A 13,134-nucleotide genomic window follows, 5' to 3' on the forward strand; every position below is an offset into this window, starting at 1 on the left:
CAAGTTCCCCACGATGAAGAATTTTCCGACTTCCCTGTTAGGCCAAAGAGTCCTGGTTCTAGGAGGGGGAGTTTCCGGCAAGGCAGCTCTCCGACTCTTGAAAGAAAGACAGGCGATTCCTGTTCTATGTAACTCGGAACCGATCTCCGATTCGTCAGTAGAGTATGTTCGAGAAGATATTCCTCTCTCTGATCTACTTCCTCTTTCTCTAATAGTGAAGAGCCCAGGAATTTCTCCCACTCATTCTATTTTAGTACAAGCAGAAGCTCTCGCAATCCCTATCGTTTCCGAAGTGGAATTGGCAAGAGCGTTCTACTCCGGAAGACTCATTGGAGTCACCGGGACTGATGGAAAGTCCACAACGACTTCTTTAACTTGTCATTTGGCTTCGAACGATTTTCCGGGAGCGACTGCCGGAGGAAATATAGGACTCGCGTTCAGTGATTTCTGTCTGAAGCCGATCCCGCTTACCGTTCTTGAACTCTCAAGCTATCAGTTGGAAGATTCTGGACCTTTAGAACTTAATGTATCTGTAATATTAAATCTGGCCTCCGATCATTTAGAAAGGCATAAGTCTCTGGACAATTATTTCGCCGCCAAGGCGAGGATCGTGGATTCACGAAATCCGAAACATACATTGGTAACTAGTTCAAAATTATTTAAAGAAAGGATCCAAAGATTCGATTGGCGATGCAGCATTCTCACCTTCGGGAGAGAAGAAGGGAACGACGCTCAGATTTTGGACGAACACCAAAGCATACAAACCAATAAGGCAAAGTATAATGTTTCTTCCTTTCCTCTTCCGGGAGGACATAACCTGGAGAACCTCGCGGCATCTATTCTGGCGGCGGAAGCCATTGGAGCAAAATCCGAAAATATCCAAAAATTGATCGGAACCTTCCAAGGTCTTCCTCATCGCTTTCAAAATGCGGGGAAGGCAGCAGGGATCTCCTTTATAAACGATTCCAAATCCACAAACCTGCACAGTATGCTCGCCGGACTAAGTACTTGGAGAGATAAGAAAGGCACCTTCTTAATCCTGGGAGGAAGGCCCAAAGCAGAGCCTTTAGAGCCTTTAAAAGAATTCCTTTCCTCCGGAATTGGCTGGGTTTTGTTGATCGGAGAGGCAAGAGAAAAGTGGGCGTCCGAAATCTCTCCCATCTTAGGCTCTCATTTGATCTTGGCCGAAAATTTAGAAGAAGGCTTTTCTCAGATCAAAACTGCAGTTCGTTCCGGAAGGGCAAGAGTATCTTCCGTAGTCTTCTCCCCAGCTTGTGCGAGCTTCGATCTATACAAAAATTTCGAAGAGAGAGGGGATCATTTCTTAAGATTGGTTGGGGCCTGGGCCAAAGAAGAGCCCTAATATTAGAATTATTTAATTTGAGTATGATTGAGTCTTTCCCAGACTCTAGCCTCTATAAAGACATTGAGAAGATCCTTGTCTAAATGATTTTCTTTTGCTTCCATTTCTAAAATATCCAAGGCTCTATCTAAAGGAACTGCCTTCTTATATGGACGATCCTGGTCTGTGAGAGCATCGAATATATCCGCAATCGTCATGATCCTGGATTGAACTGGTATATCTTCTCCGGCCAGTCCTCTAGGATATCCTGTCCCATTTAATTTTTCGTGGTGTGCATGCGCAATGCTCGGGACCATTTTCAAATCGTTCGTCCATGGGATCTTGCTTAAGAACTGAAATGTATGCTCCACATGAGATTCGATTTCCTTTCTCTCATCGAAGTCCAAAGAACCTTTTCTGATCGTCAAGAAACTGAATTCATAAGGAGAGATTAGCTCCACACTCTCCCCTTCTGTCGTAACGTATTGCATCTTTGCAATATCTTCTAGAAACTGAGAATTCGCTTCCTCTAAAATAGAAGGCTCGTTGCTCTGGGCGATGATTTGGAACATAGAATTCAAGCGCTTACATTCTTCTGCATATTCGAATTCGATAGCCTTTTCAAACTCCGAATAGCCCAAGGAACCGTGCTTCTTTAAATATTCTATTTTTCTGATATTTAATTTGGATTCGAAATCCTTTCGTAAATAGCGAAATCTCCAATCGATCAGATCGATTTCCAAATCCTCGAGTTTCTTGGCCTTGACTAAGACTTTTTCTCTCACGCCTACTTTTCCAAAATCATGAAGAAGAGAAGCGTAACGAATTTCTTTTATTTGTTCCTTACTGAATTTTGTATCTCTGTATTTTCCATCGCTCACAGAGTCTAAAGTCTCCGCTAAGCCGACTGTGAGTTGGGCAACTCGGAAAGAGTGACCACTCGTGGTAGGGTCCCTTGCTTCGATCGCATTTACGGATGCTGTAACAAATCCTTCGAATAAGGTCTCTATCTCTCGTAACAGATAATTATTTTGGATGGCAACTGCAGCCTGTCCCGCCACTCCAAGAACTAACTGAGCGGAATAATCGTCGAAAGGTTGGATCTCCTCACCCTTCATCTGTTCTACTGTCAGCTTTTGACTAAAATTTCTCTTTCGATTGATGAGCTGAAGTACTCCTACCACATCTCCTCTATGGCCCTTCATCGGGACTACGAGCATAGACTTGGTATGATAAGTGGAAAGAATATCAAAGTTGCGATTGAAAGAAAACTCGGAGGAATTCGGAAGATTATAAACATCCGGAATATTCAAAACCTTTCCGGTTTCGGCGACGTAGCCGGCAATACTGGACTTATTGATAGGAAGAATGAATTCTTCTGTATCTATGCTCAAAGCAGAGATCTTAAACCTGAGATTTTTTACGAAACCGATATCGTCCTGTTCCACCAAATAGAGAGAGCCTGAATCTGCATTGCAGATCTCTCTCGCGCTATAAAGGATCTCTCTCAAGAGTTTATCGAAATCTTTCTCATTCGCAAGACTAATACCTATTCGAGTCAGACGATTGATCTCATATTTTGCAGTATTAATTTTATGTAATAGATCAAATTGATCCGTAATCATCTGTAGATTTAGAAACGCATTTGCAAGAGCCTTACAAATATGTAGATCGCTTGTAATATCCGGCAGTAATCCGAAAATCAGATCGTCTTCGATCTCGGTATTCTTATAGCCCTCATAACCTAAGTCTGCGTTCAGCAGGAACCTACCTAAAATGAGTGGGTTCATCTTGAGTTGTTCTCGAATTTTCTTATGTTCTGCTTCGAGACCCGCACTCGAAATATAGAATACGATGTTTACGAATTGAGGAGTGTCTCTGATGGAAGTGGACTCGAAGAATTCTTCCAAGGTCAGGAGTTCAGGCACCATCCTGTTCTTAAGAATGGAGAGTCTCAGCCCAAGGGTCTTGGAATCCGTTACGATATATTGCTGAAACTTGGATTCCATTCCGATCCATCCTGGACTCCTTTCCAAATCATGAAAAGGAGTTTTTTACGTCTTTCCTGCCTCTTCACTGCCGAAAAACGTGCGTTTGGTTTAAAATAAAAGAAACCTCAAGATCCATTTGAGATCCTTAATTTCACATAAGACGAATCTAAACTCAAATTCTATCATATAGATTTATTTTAAATTAGAGATATTGAACTAGATGGATCCTCCTAATTCTTCCTTTTTTCGGAATATACTTTGTCCTTAATGATTTTGGCCCAATCCTTCACGAATTTCTGAGAATGCTCGTAGCCTAACTCGTACAATGTTTTGTATTCATCCCAGTCGAATGTAGAAAAATCTCTAACAGGCAATTCTACGAATATATCCGAATTCTCCTTGGTTTTTATAAGGTTGTTTCGACTAGACAATAACATGGATCTCATGAACAATTCTCCGATATGCGGATAGGAATACCTTTGTTCCTTTTTCATAAACTGATTTCCTAAAAGCTTTAAGGCAGAAGGCGCTTCTCCCGGAAATCTGGACTCTACAAGTTGTCCGTAGGTTTGGTCCTTGTTCGGCTGGGAACCTGCTCCCAAATCTACGGAGAAAAGTACATCGGCTCCCTTTCTTCTCACCAAGGTGCCGGGAAGATTGTCCCAAAGTCCTCCGTCAACATACAAGGAACCGTCGGAATAAAAAGGAGGAAAGATACCAGGAATGGAAGTACTCGCACGAATCGCCTTCCAAACTTCTCCTTCCTCGAATACCTTAGGTTTGGAATTCGTAAGATCGCAGGCAACTGCTAAGAATGGGATCCATAATGTTTCTATCTTTCTATTTCCGAAAAATTCTTTGATTGCTTTGGAATATCTCGCTCCTCTCAAAATAGAAACAAAAGGAAGAGTATAGTCTCTGGTAAGTTTTGCTTCTATCCAAACCTCTTTGATCAAACGAATGCATTCATCGAATCCATAACCCATAGCGAATAATCCCGCCATGATGGAACCGGCACTTGTTCCTCCGATAATATCGATCGGGACACCGGCTTCCGAAAGAGACCTAAGAAATCCTAAATGCGCAAAGCCCTTGGCACCTCCTCCTGCAAGCGCGATCCCGACGGATTTACCTTCCAATCTTCTTGCGATCCGATCGAATTCTCCGGCTCTGTTCTTTCTCAAGATCAGTTTTTGGCCGGGCAATTCGTGAAGGAGTGTCTCTAATTCTTCCCAACGAGTAAAAGAATCCTCTAAATATACTAAGGATTCTTTCATGGTTTCGCTCAGGCTCTCTCCTTGGATCAAATTCCAAGAATAAGAGTTTTTTAAAATAGGTCGCCCCGTTTCTGTAAGTAGAAGGATACGATCCGCTTGTCTAAGACTCGCTTCGGTCCAAAGAGGATCTCCTGAAGGATCCACTTCGAATACCACATTATCATATTCCTTCTCCAATTCTCCGAACCAAGAAAGGATATCCGGTATCCCAAATCGAATTCCGTTTTTCTGATATATCTTTTTCTCTTTTAAAGATTTGGAAAGTTTCTCTTCGTTTACGGAAAGTGTAGAACCGAACGATTTTAAGGACTTGGAAAGTTCATTAGAAAAATGACGAAGAGGAAACCCTTCCGTAACCGGAACCAAAGCGATCGTATGGACTTTTCTACTGAAGCGATAGGATTCCTTATTTCTCTGTCCCAATCGTCTAGCAATTGTCTCAGTCACATGAAAGAGTGCTTCCGGAGAATCTGAAATAAACTTTCTAAATCCATTTCGAGAGATCTGGATCACCTGAGAAGAACGCACTGCATATACGGAAGCGGATCGAGGCTCTCCAGTAAGTAAGGACATTTCTCCGATGATATCCCCTTTCGCAAACTCTCCTTCTCCAGTGATATTTCCTTGTTCGTCCGCAACAGTGTATCTAAATCGTCCGGATAATATTACAAAAAGTGAATTTCCCGGCTCTCCCTGGAGCATAAGCCTTTCTCCACCCGGAACGTACAACCATCTCAAGTAAGGAAGTAATTCGCCTATCTTTCTATGATCTATATGAAAGAGCAGCTCTATGTTGGAAATAAATGCTAAGAGTTCTTTATGGCTCGGCTCATACGAGGCCATTCTGAAAAATCGTTTCGTTTCTAATCTTTCCTTCCAACGCTTAGAAGTTTCGGGATGTTCTGCTTCCCATTTCTTCCAGTGCTTAGAACTGATTCGTAAAAGTTTGCAGTCGGTCTCTGCTCTTACTCCGAACTTTCCTTCCTTCCAATGAAAAAATCCCGCTTCTCCAAAATGAGAATTAGGACCTAGTCGACGGATCATCAACTCCTCTCCGGAAGAAGCCTTAGTAAATTCTTCGCAGTTGCCCTCTAAAAGAAAATAGAACCACTCGGAAGACCTTTCGGCAGGAAGGAGAATTGCACCAGAGCTTACGGTTTTGTACTCGAAAAGTCCGGCAAAGGAATCGGTTTCCTCCTTCTCCCAATCTCGGAACAATTCCTGATTGGACGAGAATACAGATCCAAACCGGATATTCTTCCCTTCATGCTTGGTCTTTGCTGTGGTCTTCTTCTTTTTTTCTCTCACCGCGTTAGTCTCTGGTATAAATTAAGGAACAGGCTATTAAAAAGAAATAATACTGCAATCTCAAATGGGTTTTATCAACCTCTAAAAGAAAAACGCCCGCGGAATTCTCCGACGGGCGCAACTGATGAATTGATTAGGAGATTTAGTTAATTATATTAACGTTTTAATCCTAACACCTCTTGGAGCATCTGGTCGGTGGTAGTGATCGTTCTCGAGTTTGCTTGGAAACCTCTTTGAGTAACGATCATGTCAGTAAACTGATCGGATAGGTCCACATTCGACATTTCTAATAGACCTGCGTTAATCTTACCTCTACCTGCAATGCCAGCCTCTCCGATCAAAGGCTCTCCAGAGTTATTCGAGAAAGCGAACATTGTATCTCCAGCTTTGTCCAAACCTGCCGGGTTATTGAATACTGCAGTTGCAATTCTTGCGAGAGGTTGCTTGATTCCGTTAGAGTAAACCCCAGTAACGGTTCCTGAATTATCGATGGAGAAAGACTCAAGATATCCCATAGTATATCCGTCTTGCTTCACTGCTTTCGTAGTGAAATCAGAAGAGAACTGAGTGATCCCGTCTACCATTCCTGCTTCTCCCAAAGAAAGGTCGAAGCTTTGAGTTTGTGGGTTTCCAGGAAGTTTGAAAGAAACCTTTGCGTTCAATTTACCGGTGTTCATCACATCTGTTCCGTCGGAAACATATACGATCTTACCGTCAGGAGTGAATCCGAACTCAAGCTCAGTCAGTCCTGGGAGTTGAGTGTTTTGTCCACCAGTTGCAGCTACGTCAACAGAAAGTTGAGTTGCATCAGTTAAAGAGGTTCTCGCCTTCCAAGTGTTATCGCGGACCTTATAGAATTCCATTTTGAATTCTCTCTCAGCACCTTGGTCATCGAATACTTTAATTGTAGTAACATGTCCTCTTCTTGCCTTAGGATCCGGATCATTGATCATTGCAGTGATCTCTTCTTGAGTCGCGTCAGGCGGAACAGCTTGCACAGAAGAATTCAAGTTGGATCTGAAATCCACTTTAGAAGTCGCTCTTGCAGGTTCTTTAGAATATACTGGAATGACAATGTCTTCGATAGAAGCGGAAGAGTTGATGTATTTATTCCCTTTATCATCTAAACGAGAATTCCAACCTTGGACCTTAAGCCCGTTTGCAGGGTTTACATAATATCCGTTCTTATCCAAGTTAAAAGCGCCCGCTCTTGTATAGAACTGTTTGTCCCCATCTTTTACGATAAAGAATCCTTCTCCGGACATTGCTACGTCGGTATTCTTACCTGTAGTTTGAAGAGCACCTTGGGTCATGATCTTATCGATCGCTGCAATCAAGGCTCCGAGACCCACTTGTTGCGGGTTCACCCCTCCGATATTTTCTTTCGGCTCAGAAGCTCCTCTCAGCTCTTGGGAGATCATGTCTTGAAAAGTCACACGCTCCGTTTTAAAACCGTGAGTGTTCACGTTTGAAATATTGTTACCGATCACATCCATCCGAACTTGATGGTTTTTTAAACCGGATACTCCTGAATAAAGGGACCTCATCATGGCGCTTATACCTCGAAATTTTCTGTTTAATTAATAATTGCTGTCGCTTGGTTTGCCCGGGAAATTCCAACCTGGAGCCCCGGAACTTGTATCTTCAAAACTCTGTTCTTGCGGTGCTTCCGAGAAAGCTGGAGCCGCTACATTCTGGTTCTGTAATGTTCCTTGTTGCGGATTCGGAGCGGTTTGAGTTCCCATTCCTGCAGGAGAAGGTGCTGGGCCTTTAGGAGCGGCAGTCTGTCCTTCTTGCTGGTTCAAAGCGCTCGGATCGGTGATAAGAGTGATTGCATCCACTTCTACAGTTCTACCGTTCACTCTTACGAAAGTTTTTCCTTCTCCGTCAAAGAATAAGGCTCCCGCCATTCCAACTACATTCTCTCCGGTCACGAAATCAGGACCCGAGATAACCTTGCCTACAAGAGAGAAACTTTGACGATTGCTCATCTTGCCAATGCCCTGAGAAATATTATTCATCTGCTCCAAAGAGGAGAACTGAGCCATCTGTGCGATGAAGTCCTGGTCTTTCACAGGATTGGTAGGATCTTGAGAAGAAAGCTGGGTAATAAGTAACTTTAGAAAATCATCTTTTCCTAATGCTTTCGCAGTGGAACGGATTTCGATTCCTTGGAGACCGCTTTTTTCTTCCTTCTCCAATTTATCAAAATGCTTCCTTAAATCGTAACTTCTGTCTCCTTCGAGATAACGGCTACGTGTTGCTTCGCTTGAAACTGCGTTTGCGTCAGGCATCTTCTTCTCCTTAAACCAAAATGTTTAAGCGTCTGTCTGTATTCTTGTCGGCGAATTCTGAAATTTCTGTAGAGTCTAACTCGGAAACTTCTTCGGAAAGAGTAGAAGAGGAGATTGCGGAGGATTGTTCTCCGAAAGCCTCGTCGAAATTCTTAGCGGAAGAATTGCCCTCTCCCCAAGAATATTGAAAAGAATCCTCTACTTCTACGATCAACGATTCCAATTGAAGACCTTGGTCTTTGAAATCTTTCTTAAGTTGCTCTAAGTCCCCGGTAAAAAGCTTACGAACTTGGTCGGACTCGACTAAGATCTTGCCCTGTACCTTATCGTCTTCTACGCTGATGCGAAGAGAAACTCGTCCAAGCTCTTTCGGATTCAATCGGAGAGTAGCTTCCGATCTTCCGTTCTCGACTATATTCAATTTTGCTGATTGGACCAGTCTCTGAAAGTTCTCCTTCATCTGAGAACGATCCATTATGGGAGAATTCGTCTTTGCCTTAGAAGAAGACGACGACGCGGATACGTCCTTGTTCTCCTGCACTCCTAATCCTGCTTTCAATAAGGTCAGTGTAGTTTCGTTTCCCTGTCTCTGAGAGAAGTCTTGGTTCTGAGAACCCTTTCCGGAAGAATCGGATTTGTTAGAAGCATCTTCTGCAGAAGAGATCTTTGCTTGGTTCTTAGAGATAGCAGACAGAGATTCCTGTTTCTTGTCTCGAGTGATCTTCCAGTTCTCGGACTCGGGGATGAAATTTTCTTTATGAGAATCTTTTAATACGGTTAGGATCTTTTCTTCGTTAGCAGGCTTGGAGAGCTTTCGGACCTCTTCCAGGCTTTTTAAGCCTTCTTCGAGACTTTCCTTTTCGGAAGTTCTTTTTATCTCTTTGCCGGCGCGTTTCTCTTCTTCCTTGCCGGTCGGACGAGAAGAAGATACAGATTCTTCTTTCTCCAGAACTGCTTGCTGCACTTGAGCTTCTTCTTTAGTTTGCTTGGAGATCTTTTTGAATGATAAAGTTTCTTCTTTGTTGGCAGGATGGATCTCGGTATCCTTATCCTGCTTAGATTCCAGATTTGCGATAAACGCACTCATCTGGTTAATGAATGGAGAGTCCCATTCTTCCTCTTCGATCTCCATTTCAGGATCAAAGCCTTCTTCCGACTCCTCGCTCACTTCTTCTTTGGATTTCTTTTCAAAGAGTCGTACTAGTTTGGAATCTTCTCCATCGACAGGCTTCTCGGCCGACTCCTCCGTATCGATCTCCTCTTCTTCGAAGAGTTCTCTATCTTCTATTTCTTCTCGGGAAATATTTTCAGAGACAGGCTCACTTGATCTCTGTCCTTCTTCCAAGACTTTTTGGGAGCGAAGTTGAATGGACTTCATGAGGTCCATGAAGCTTGTAGAAGGAGCGCTCGTTTTCTCGGATAAAACGGATGGCTTGGGCTCCGTAGGGATTGTATACCCTTCTTCTCTGGTTGGTCCTTCCGTTCTTATCTGCATAGCTCGCCCCTTGCAGTATTAAGGATCGAAATATGCCGGAATTCCTTGATGACTTTATAAAATTATCTTCTTCCCTTTCGGGATTATGTCTCTAATTTTAGGGTCTTCTTACTTGGAGCTATGAATTTCTTGCAGAGAACGGATGGTAAATCCCTTATCCGTCATCTCCACCATTCCCTTGATAAGTGCCTTGGCGGCGCTCGCAGTCGTCAGGCAAGGGATCTTGTAGCGGATGGCAGCTTGGCGGATTGCAAAGCTATCGTCTCTGGTCACTCGGCTGAGAGGAGTATTCAGTATAAGATGGATCTTGTTCTCTCTTATATAATCCAGAGCAGTCGGGAATTGGTTATCATAGACCTTATTGATCTTAGAGGAAAGTATCCCGTTTTCCGAAAGGAATTTATGAGTTCCTTCCGTTGCGATCAGATTGAATCCAAGATTCGATAGGTCTTTGATATACTTTAATAATTCTTTTTTATCCTTATCATTTACGGAAACAAAAACGGTTCCCTGAGAAGGAAGTTCTTCTCCGGCCATGTACTGGGATTTCAAGAATGCCTCGCCTGCTGTGTCGGCGATCCCCATGACCTCTCCCGTGGATCTCATCTCGGGACCGAGAATGGTATCTACTCCAGGGAATTTACTGAAAGGTAATACTGCTTCTTTTACGTTGACTGTAGAGAATTGCATCTCTTTCGGAAGAGGAAGATCCTTCAACGTTTCTCCCATCATGATGCGAGTTGCATATTTCACGATCGGATGTCCAAGAGCCTTGGATACGAAAGGAACGGTTCTGGAAGCACGAGGGTTTACTTCGATTACATAAACCACTTCGTCTTTGACCGCGTATTGAATGTTGATAAGTCCTTTGACCTGGAGCTCCAGTGCAAGAGCTCTCGTTGCCCTGCGGATCTCTTCTAAAACATTTTTAGAAAGGGATTGAGGAGGAAGAACACAAGCAGAGTCTCCTGAATGGATCCCTGCTTCTTCGATATGCTCCATGATCCCAGCGATGAATACATCTTTGCCGTCGCAAAGAGCATCCACATCCACTTCGATCGCGTCTTCTAAGAAGGAGTCCACAAGAAGAGGTCTGTCTTCGGAGATCTCTTCTGCCTTTTCCATGTATTTATCCAGCTCTTTCTCTTCGCTGATGATAAGCATGGCTCTTCCGCCCAAAACGTAGCTTGGACGAACAAGAACAGGATAGGTGATCGCTTGGGCAATCTTGCGAGCTTCTTCCATGGAAGTAGCTATCCCGTTCTTTGGAGAAATCAGTTTCAGTTTTTCTAATACTTCTGCGAAACGCTTTCTATCTTCCGCTCTATCGATAGAATCCGGGCTCGTTCCAAGAATGGGAACTCCCCTGCTCTCCAAATCTTTTGCGAGTTTGAGAGGGGTTTGGCCTCCGAACTGGATAATGACTCCGGACGGCTTTTCCTTTTTATAGATCTGCATTACATCTTCTAAGGTCAGAGGCTCGAAATACAGTCGATCGGAAGTATCGTAGTCAGTAGACACAGTCTCCGGATTAGAATTCACCATGATAGATTCCACTTTCAGATCCTGTAGCGCAAAGGAAGCATGGCAGCAGCAATAATCGAACTCTATCCCTTGTCCGATGCGGTTCGGCCCGCCGCCTAGAATAATTACGGATTTGTTAGAAGTAACATTTGTCTCATCTTCTTCATCATAAGAAGAATAGAAATAAGGTGTGTATGCCTCGAATTCTCCGGCGCAGGTATCGATCCTTTTGTATACAGGAGCTATATTAGAGGATTGCAATATTCCTTCGAGTCTCAATTCCTCTTTCTTAAGAATAGAACCTATTTCGGCCTTTTTCTTATCAGGAGTTTGGGTAGAAGAAAGGATCTTTTCGATCTCTGATTTCTTCGCAAGGAAGGCCAACTGGCGATTCGCAAATCCCGCCCGTTTCAGTTTTCCGAGGACAGTGTCCCCTTTCGACAAAAACTCTTTTTCAAGGTTTTGCAGGTCTTCGAATTGATAGAGGAACCAAGGGTCGATCTTGCATAGATCATGGATCTTCTCTACTGTATACCCTTCTTCCAAAGCCTTTTTGACATAAAAGATTCTCTTGTCGTTTGGCCTGCGTAAGAATGCGTCTATTCTCTCTTTTCTTTGAGGAGAAGATAAGGAATGAAATTCGACTAGCTCAGCAAAGTTTCCATCGGATCCGAAACCGAACCGATCGATCTCTAGGGAACGCATCGCCTTTTGAAAGCTTTCCTTGAAAGTCCTTCCGATCGCCATCGCTTCTCCGACGGCTTTCATCTGCACTCCGAGTGTATCGTCCGTGCCTGGAAATTTTTCGAATGCGAATCTTGGGATCTTAGTCACTACATAGTCGATCGATGGTTCGAAGGACGCAGGAGTAACTCTTGTGATATCATTTTTGATCTCATCCAAGGTATAACCGATGGAGAGAAGAGCTGCGATCTTAGCGATCGGGAATCCGGTAGCCTTGGAAGCAAGTGCAGAAGAGCGAGAGACACGAGGGTTCATCTCGATCACGATCACATCACCGTCTTCAGGGTTCACCGCGAATTGGATATTAGAACCGCCGGTTTCCACACCGATCTCACGGATGATCTTGATCGACATATCCCTGAGATTTTGGTATTCCTTATCGGAAAGAGTCTGTTGAGGAGCAACCGTAATGGAATCTCCTGTATGAACTCCCATCGGATCTATATTTTCGATAGAACAGATAATGACTACGTTGTCCGCCAGGTCTCTCATGACCTCTAACTCGAATTCTTTCCATCCGAGCACGGATTGCTCGAGGAGAACTTGGCTGATCGGAGATGCCTTGAGCCCTTTGCTCACCACTTCTTCGAAGGTTTCCTCGTCGAAGGCAATCCCTCCTCCGGTTCCTCCCAGAGTGAATGCAGGTCTTACGATCAGAGGAAGGCCTATCCTTGCCTTGATCTCGTATGCTTCTTTGATATTATTTGCGAGTCCGGAGTTCGGTACGTTTACTCCGATCTTTTGCATCGCTCTCTTAAAGAGCTCTCTATCTTCGGCCTTTTTGATAGCGTCTATCTTTGCGCCGATCAACTCTACATTATATTTTTCTAATACACCTGCATTATGACAGGCAAGCGCGAGGTTCAGCGCAGTTTGTCCTCCCACAGTAGGAAGGATCGCGTCCGGCTTTTCCTTTTCTAGGATCTTTTGGACGACTGCCACGGTCAGGGGTTCCACGTAAGTGGCATCCGCAAGATCGGGATCCGTCATGATGGTCGCGGGATTTGAATTAAGAAGGATGACTCGAATTCCTTTTTCTCTCAGAGCCTTGGTGGCTTGGGTTCCGGAATAGTCAAATTCGCAGGCTTGACCGATAACGATCGGCCCGGATCCTAGGATGAGAACGGAGCGGATTTCTTCCCTCTTGGGCATATTATTT

7 protein-coding genes are annotated in these 13,134 nt (G+C 43.8%); 1 reads left to right on the forward strand and 6 read right to left on the reverse strand.

All coding sequences use genetic code 11. The features are described from left to right. The first annotated feature begins 13 nt into the window (after nt 1-13). Complete coding sequence (gene murD, locus EHO59_RS08450; RefSeq protein WP_135586837.1) at nt 14-1,363, forward strand: UDP-N-acetylmuramoyl-L-alanine--D-glutamate ligase; 1,350 nt, start codon at nt 14-16, stop codon at nt 1,361-1,363. Nucleotides 1,364-1,371: 8 nt separating this feature from the next. On the opposite strand, the gene EHO59_RS08455 is transcribed toward murD, so the two are convergent. The 6 genes from EHO59_RS08455 to carB form a co-directional block, all read right to left on the reverse strand. After that, nucleotides 1,372-3,351, reverse strand: coding sequence for an HD family phosphohydrolase (locus tag EHO59_RS08455; RefSeq protein ID WP_135586839.1), 1,980 nt, complete (start codon nt 3,349-3,351; stop codon nt 1,372-1,374). 212 nt (nt 3,352-3,563) lie between these two features. After that, nucleotides 3,564-5,918, reverse strand: coding sequence for a patatin-like phospholipase family protein (locus tag EHO59_RS08460; RefSeq protein WP_135586841.1), 2,355 nt, complete (start codon nt 5,916-5,918; stop codon nt 3,564-3,566). Between the two features lie 155 nt (nt 5,919-6,073). Beyond that, nucleotides 6,074-7,468 carry a flagellar hook protein FlgE gene (gene flgE, locus EHO59_RS08465; protein ID WP_135586843.1) on the reverse strand — a complete coding sequence of 465 codons (1,395 nt, stop codon included), beginning with the start codon at nt 7,466-7,468 and terminating at the stop codon, nt 6,074-6,076. 30 nt (nt 7,469-7,498) lie between these two features. Beyond that, a complete protein-coding gene (locus tag EHO59_RS08470; RefSeq protein WP_135586845.1) occupies nt 7,499-8,212 on the reverse strand; it encodes a flagellar hook capping FlgD N-terminal domain-containing protein in 714 nt (237 codons plus the stop codon). A 10-nt stretch (nt 8,213-8,222) separates the two neighbouring features. Continuing rightward, nucleotides 8,223-9,707, reverse strand: coding sequence for a flagellar hook-length control protein FliK (locus EHO59_RS08475; RefSeq protein ID WP_135586847.1), 1,485 nt, complete (start codon nt 9,705-9,707; stop codon nt 8,223-8,225). Between the two features lie 108 nt (nt 9,708-9,815). Next, nucleotides 9,816-13,127: a carbamoyl-phosphate synthase large subunit gene (gene carB / locus EHO59_RS08480; protein ID WP_135586850.1), complete on the reverse strand. Its 3,312-nt coding sequence runs from the start codon at nt 13,125-13,127 to the stop codon at nt 9,816-9,818. Between the last annotated feature and the right edge of the window lie 7 nt (nt 13,128-13,134).

The organism is Leptospira semungkisensis, from assembly GCF_004770055.1.
GTDB classification, from domain to species: domain Bacteria; phylum Spirochaetota; class Leptospiria; order Leptospirales; family Leptospiraceae; genus Leptospira_B; species Leptospira_B semungkisensis.

Bases quoted from the DNA above. Each gene is read 5' to 3' on its own strand.
- murD (WP_135586837.1), top strand. From the start codon at position 14: ATGAAGAATTTTCCGACTTCCCTGTTAGGCCAAAGAGTCCTGGTTCTA.
- EHO59_RS08455 (WP_135586839.1), bottom strand. From the start codon at position 3,351: ATGGAATCCAAGTTTCAGCAATATATCGTAACGGATTCCAAGACCCTT.
- flgE (WP_135586843.1), bottom strand. From the start codon at position 7,468: ATGATGAGGTCCCTTTATTCAGGAGTATCCGGTTTAAAAAACCATCAA.
- EHO59_RS08470 (WP_135586845.1), bottom strand. From the start codon at position 8,212: ATGCCTGACGCAAACGCAGTTTCAAGCGAAGCAACACGTAGCCGTTAT.
- EHO59_RS08475 (WP_135586847.1), bottom strand. From the start codon at position 9,707: ATGCAGATAAGAACGGAAGGACCAACCAGAGAAGAAGGGTATACAATC.
- carB (WP_135586850.1), bottom strand. From the start codon at position 13,127: ATGCCCAAGAGGGAAGAAATCCGCTCCGTTCTCATCCTAGGATCCGGG.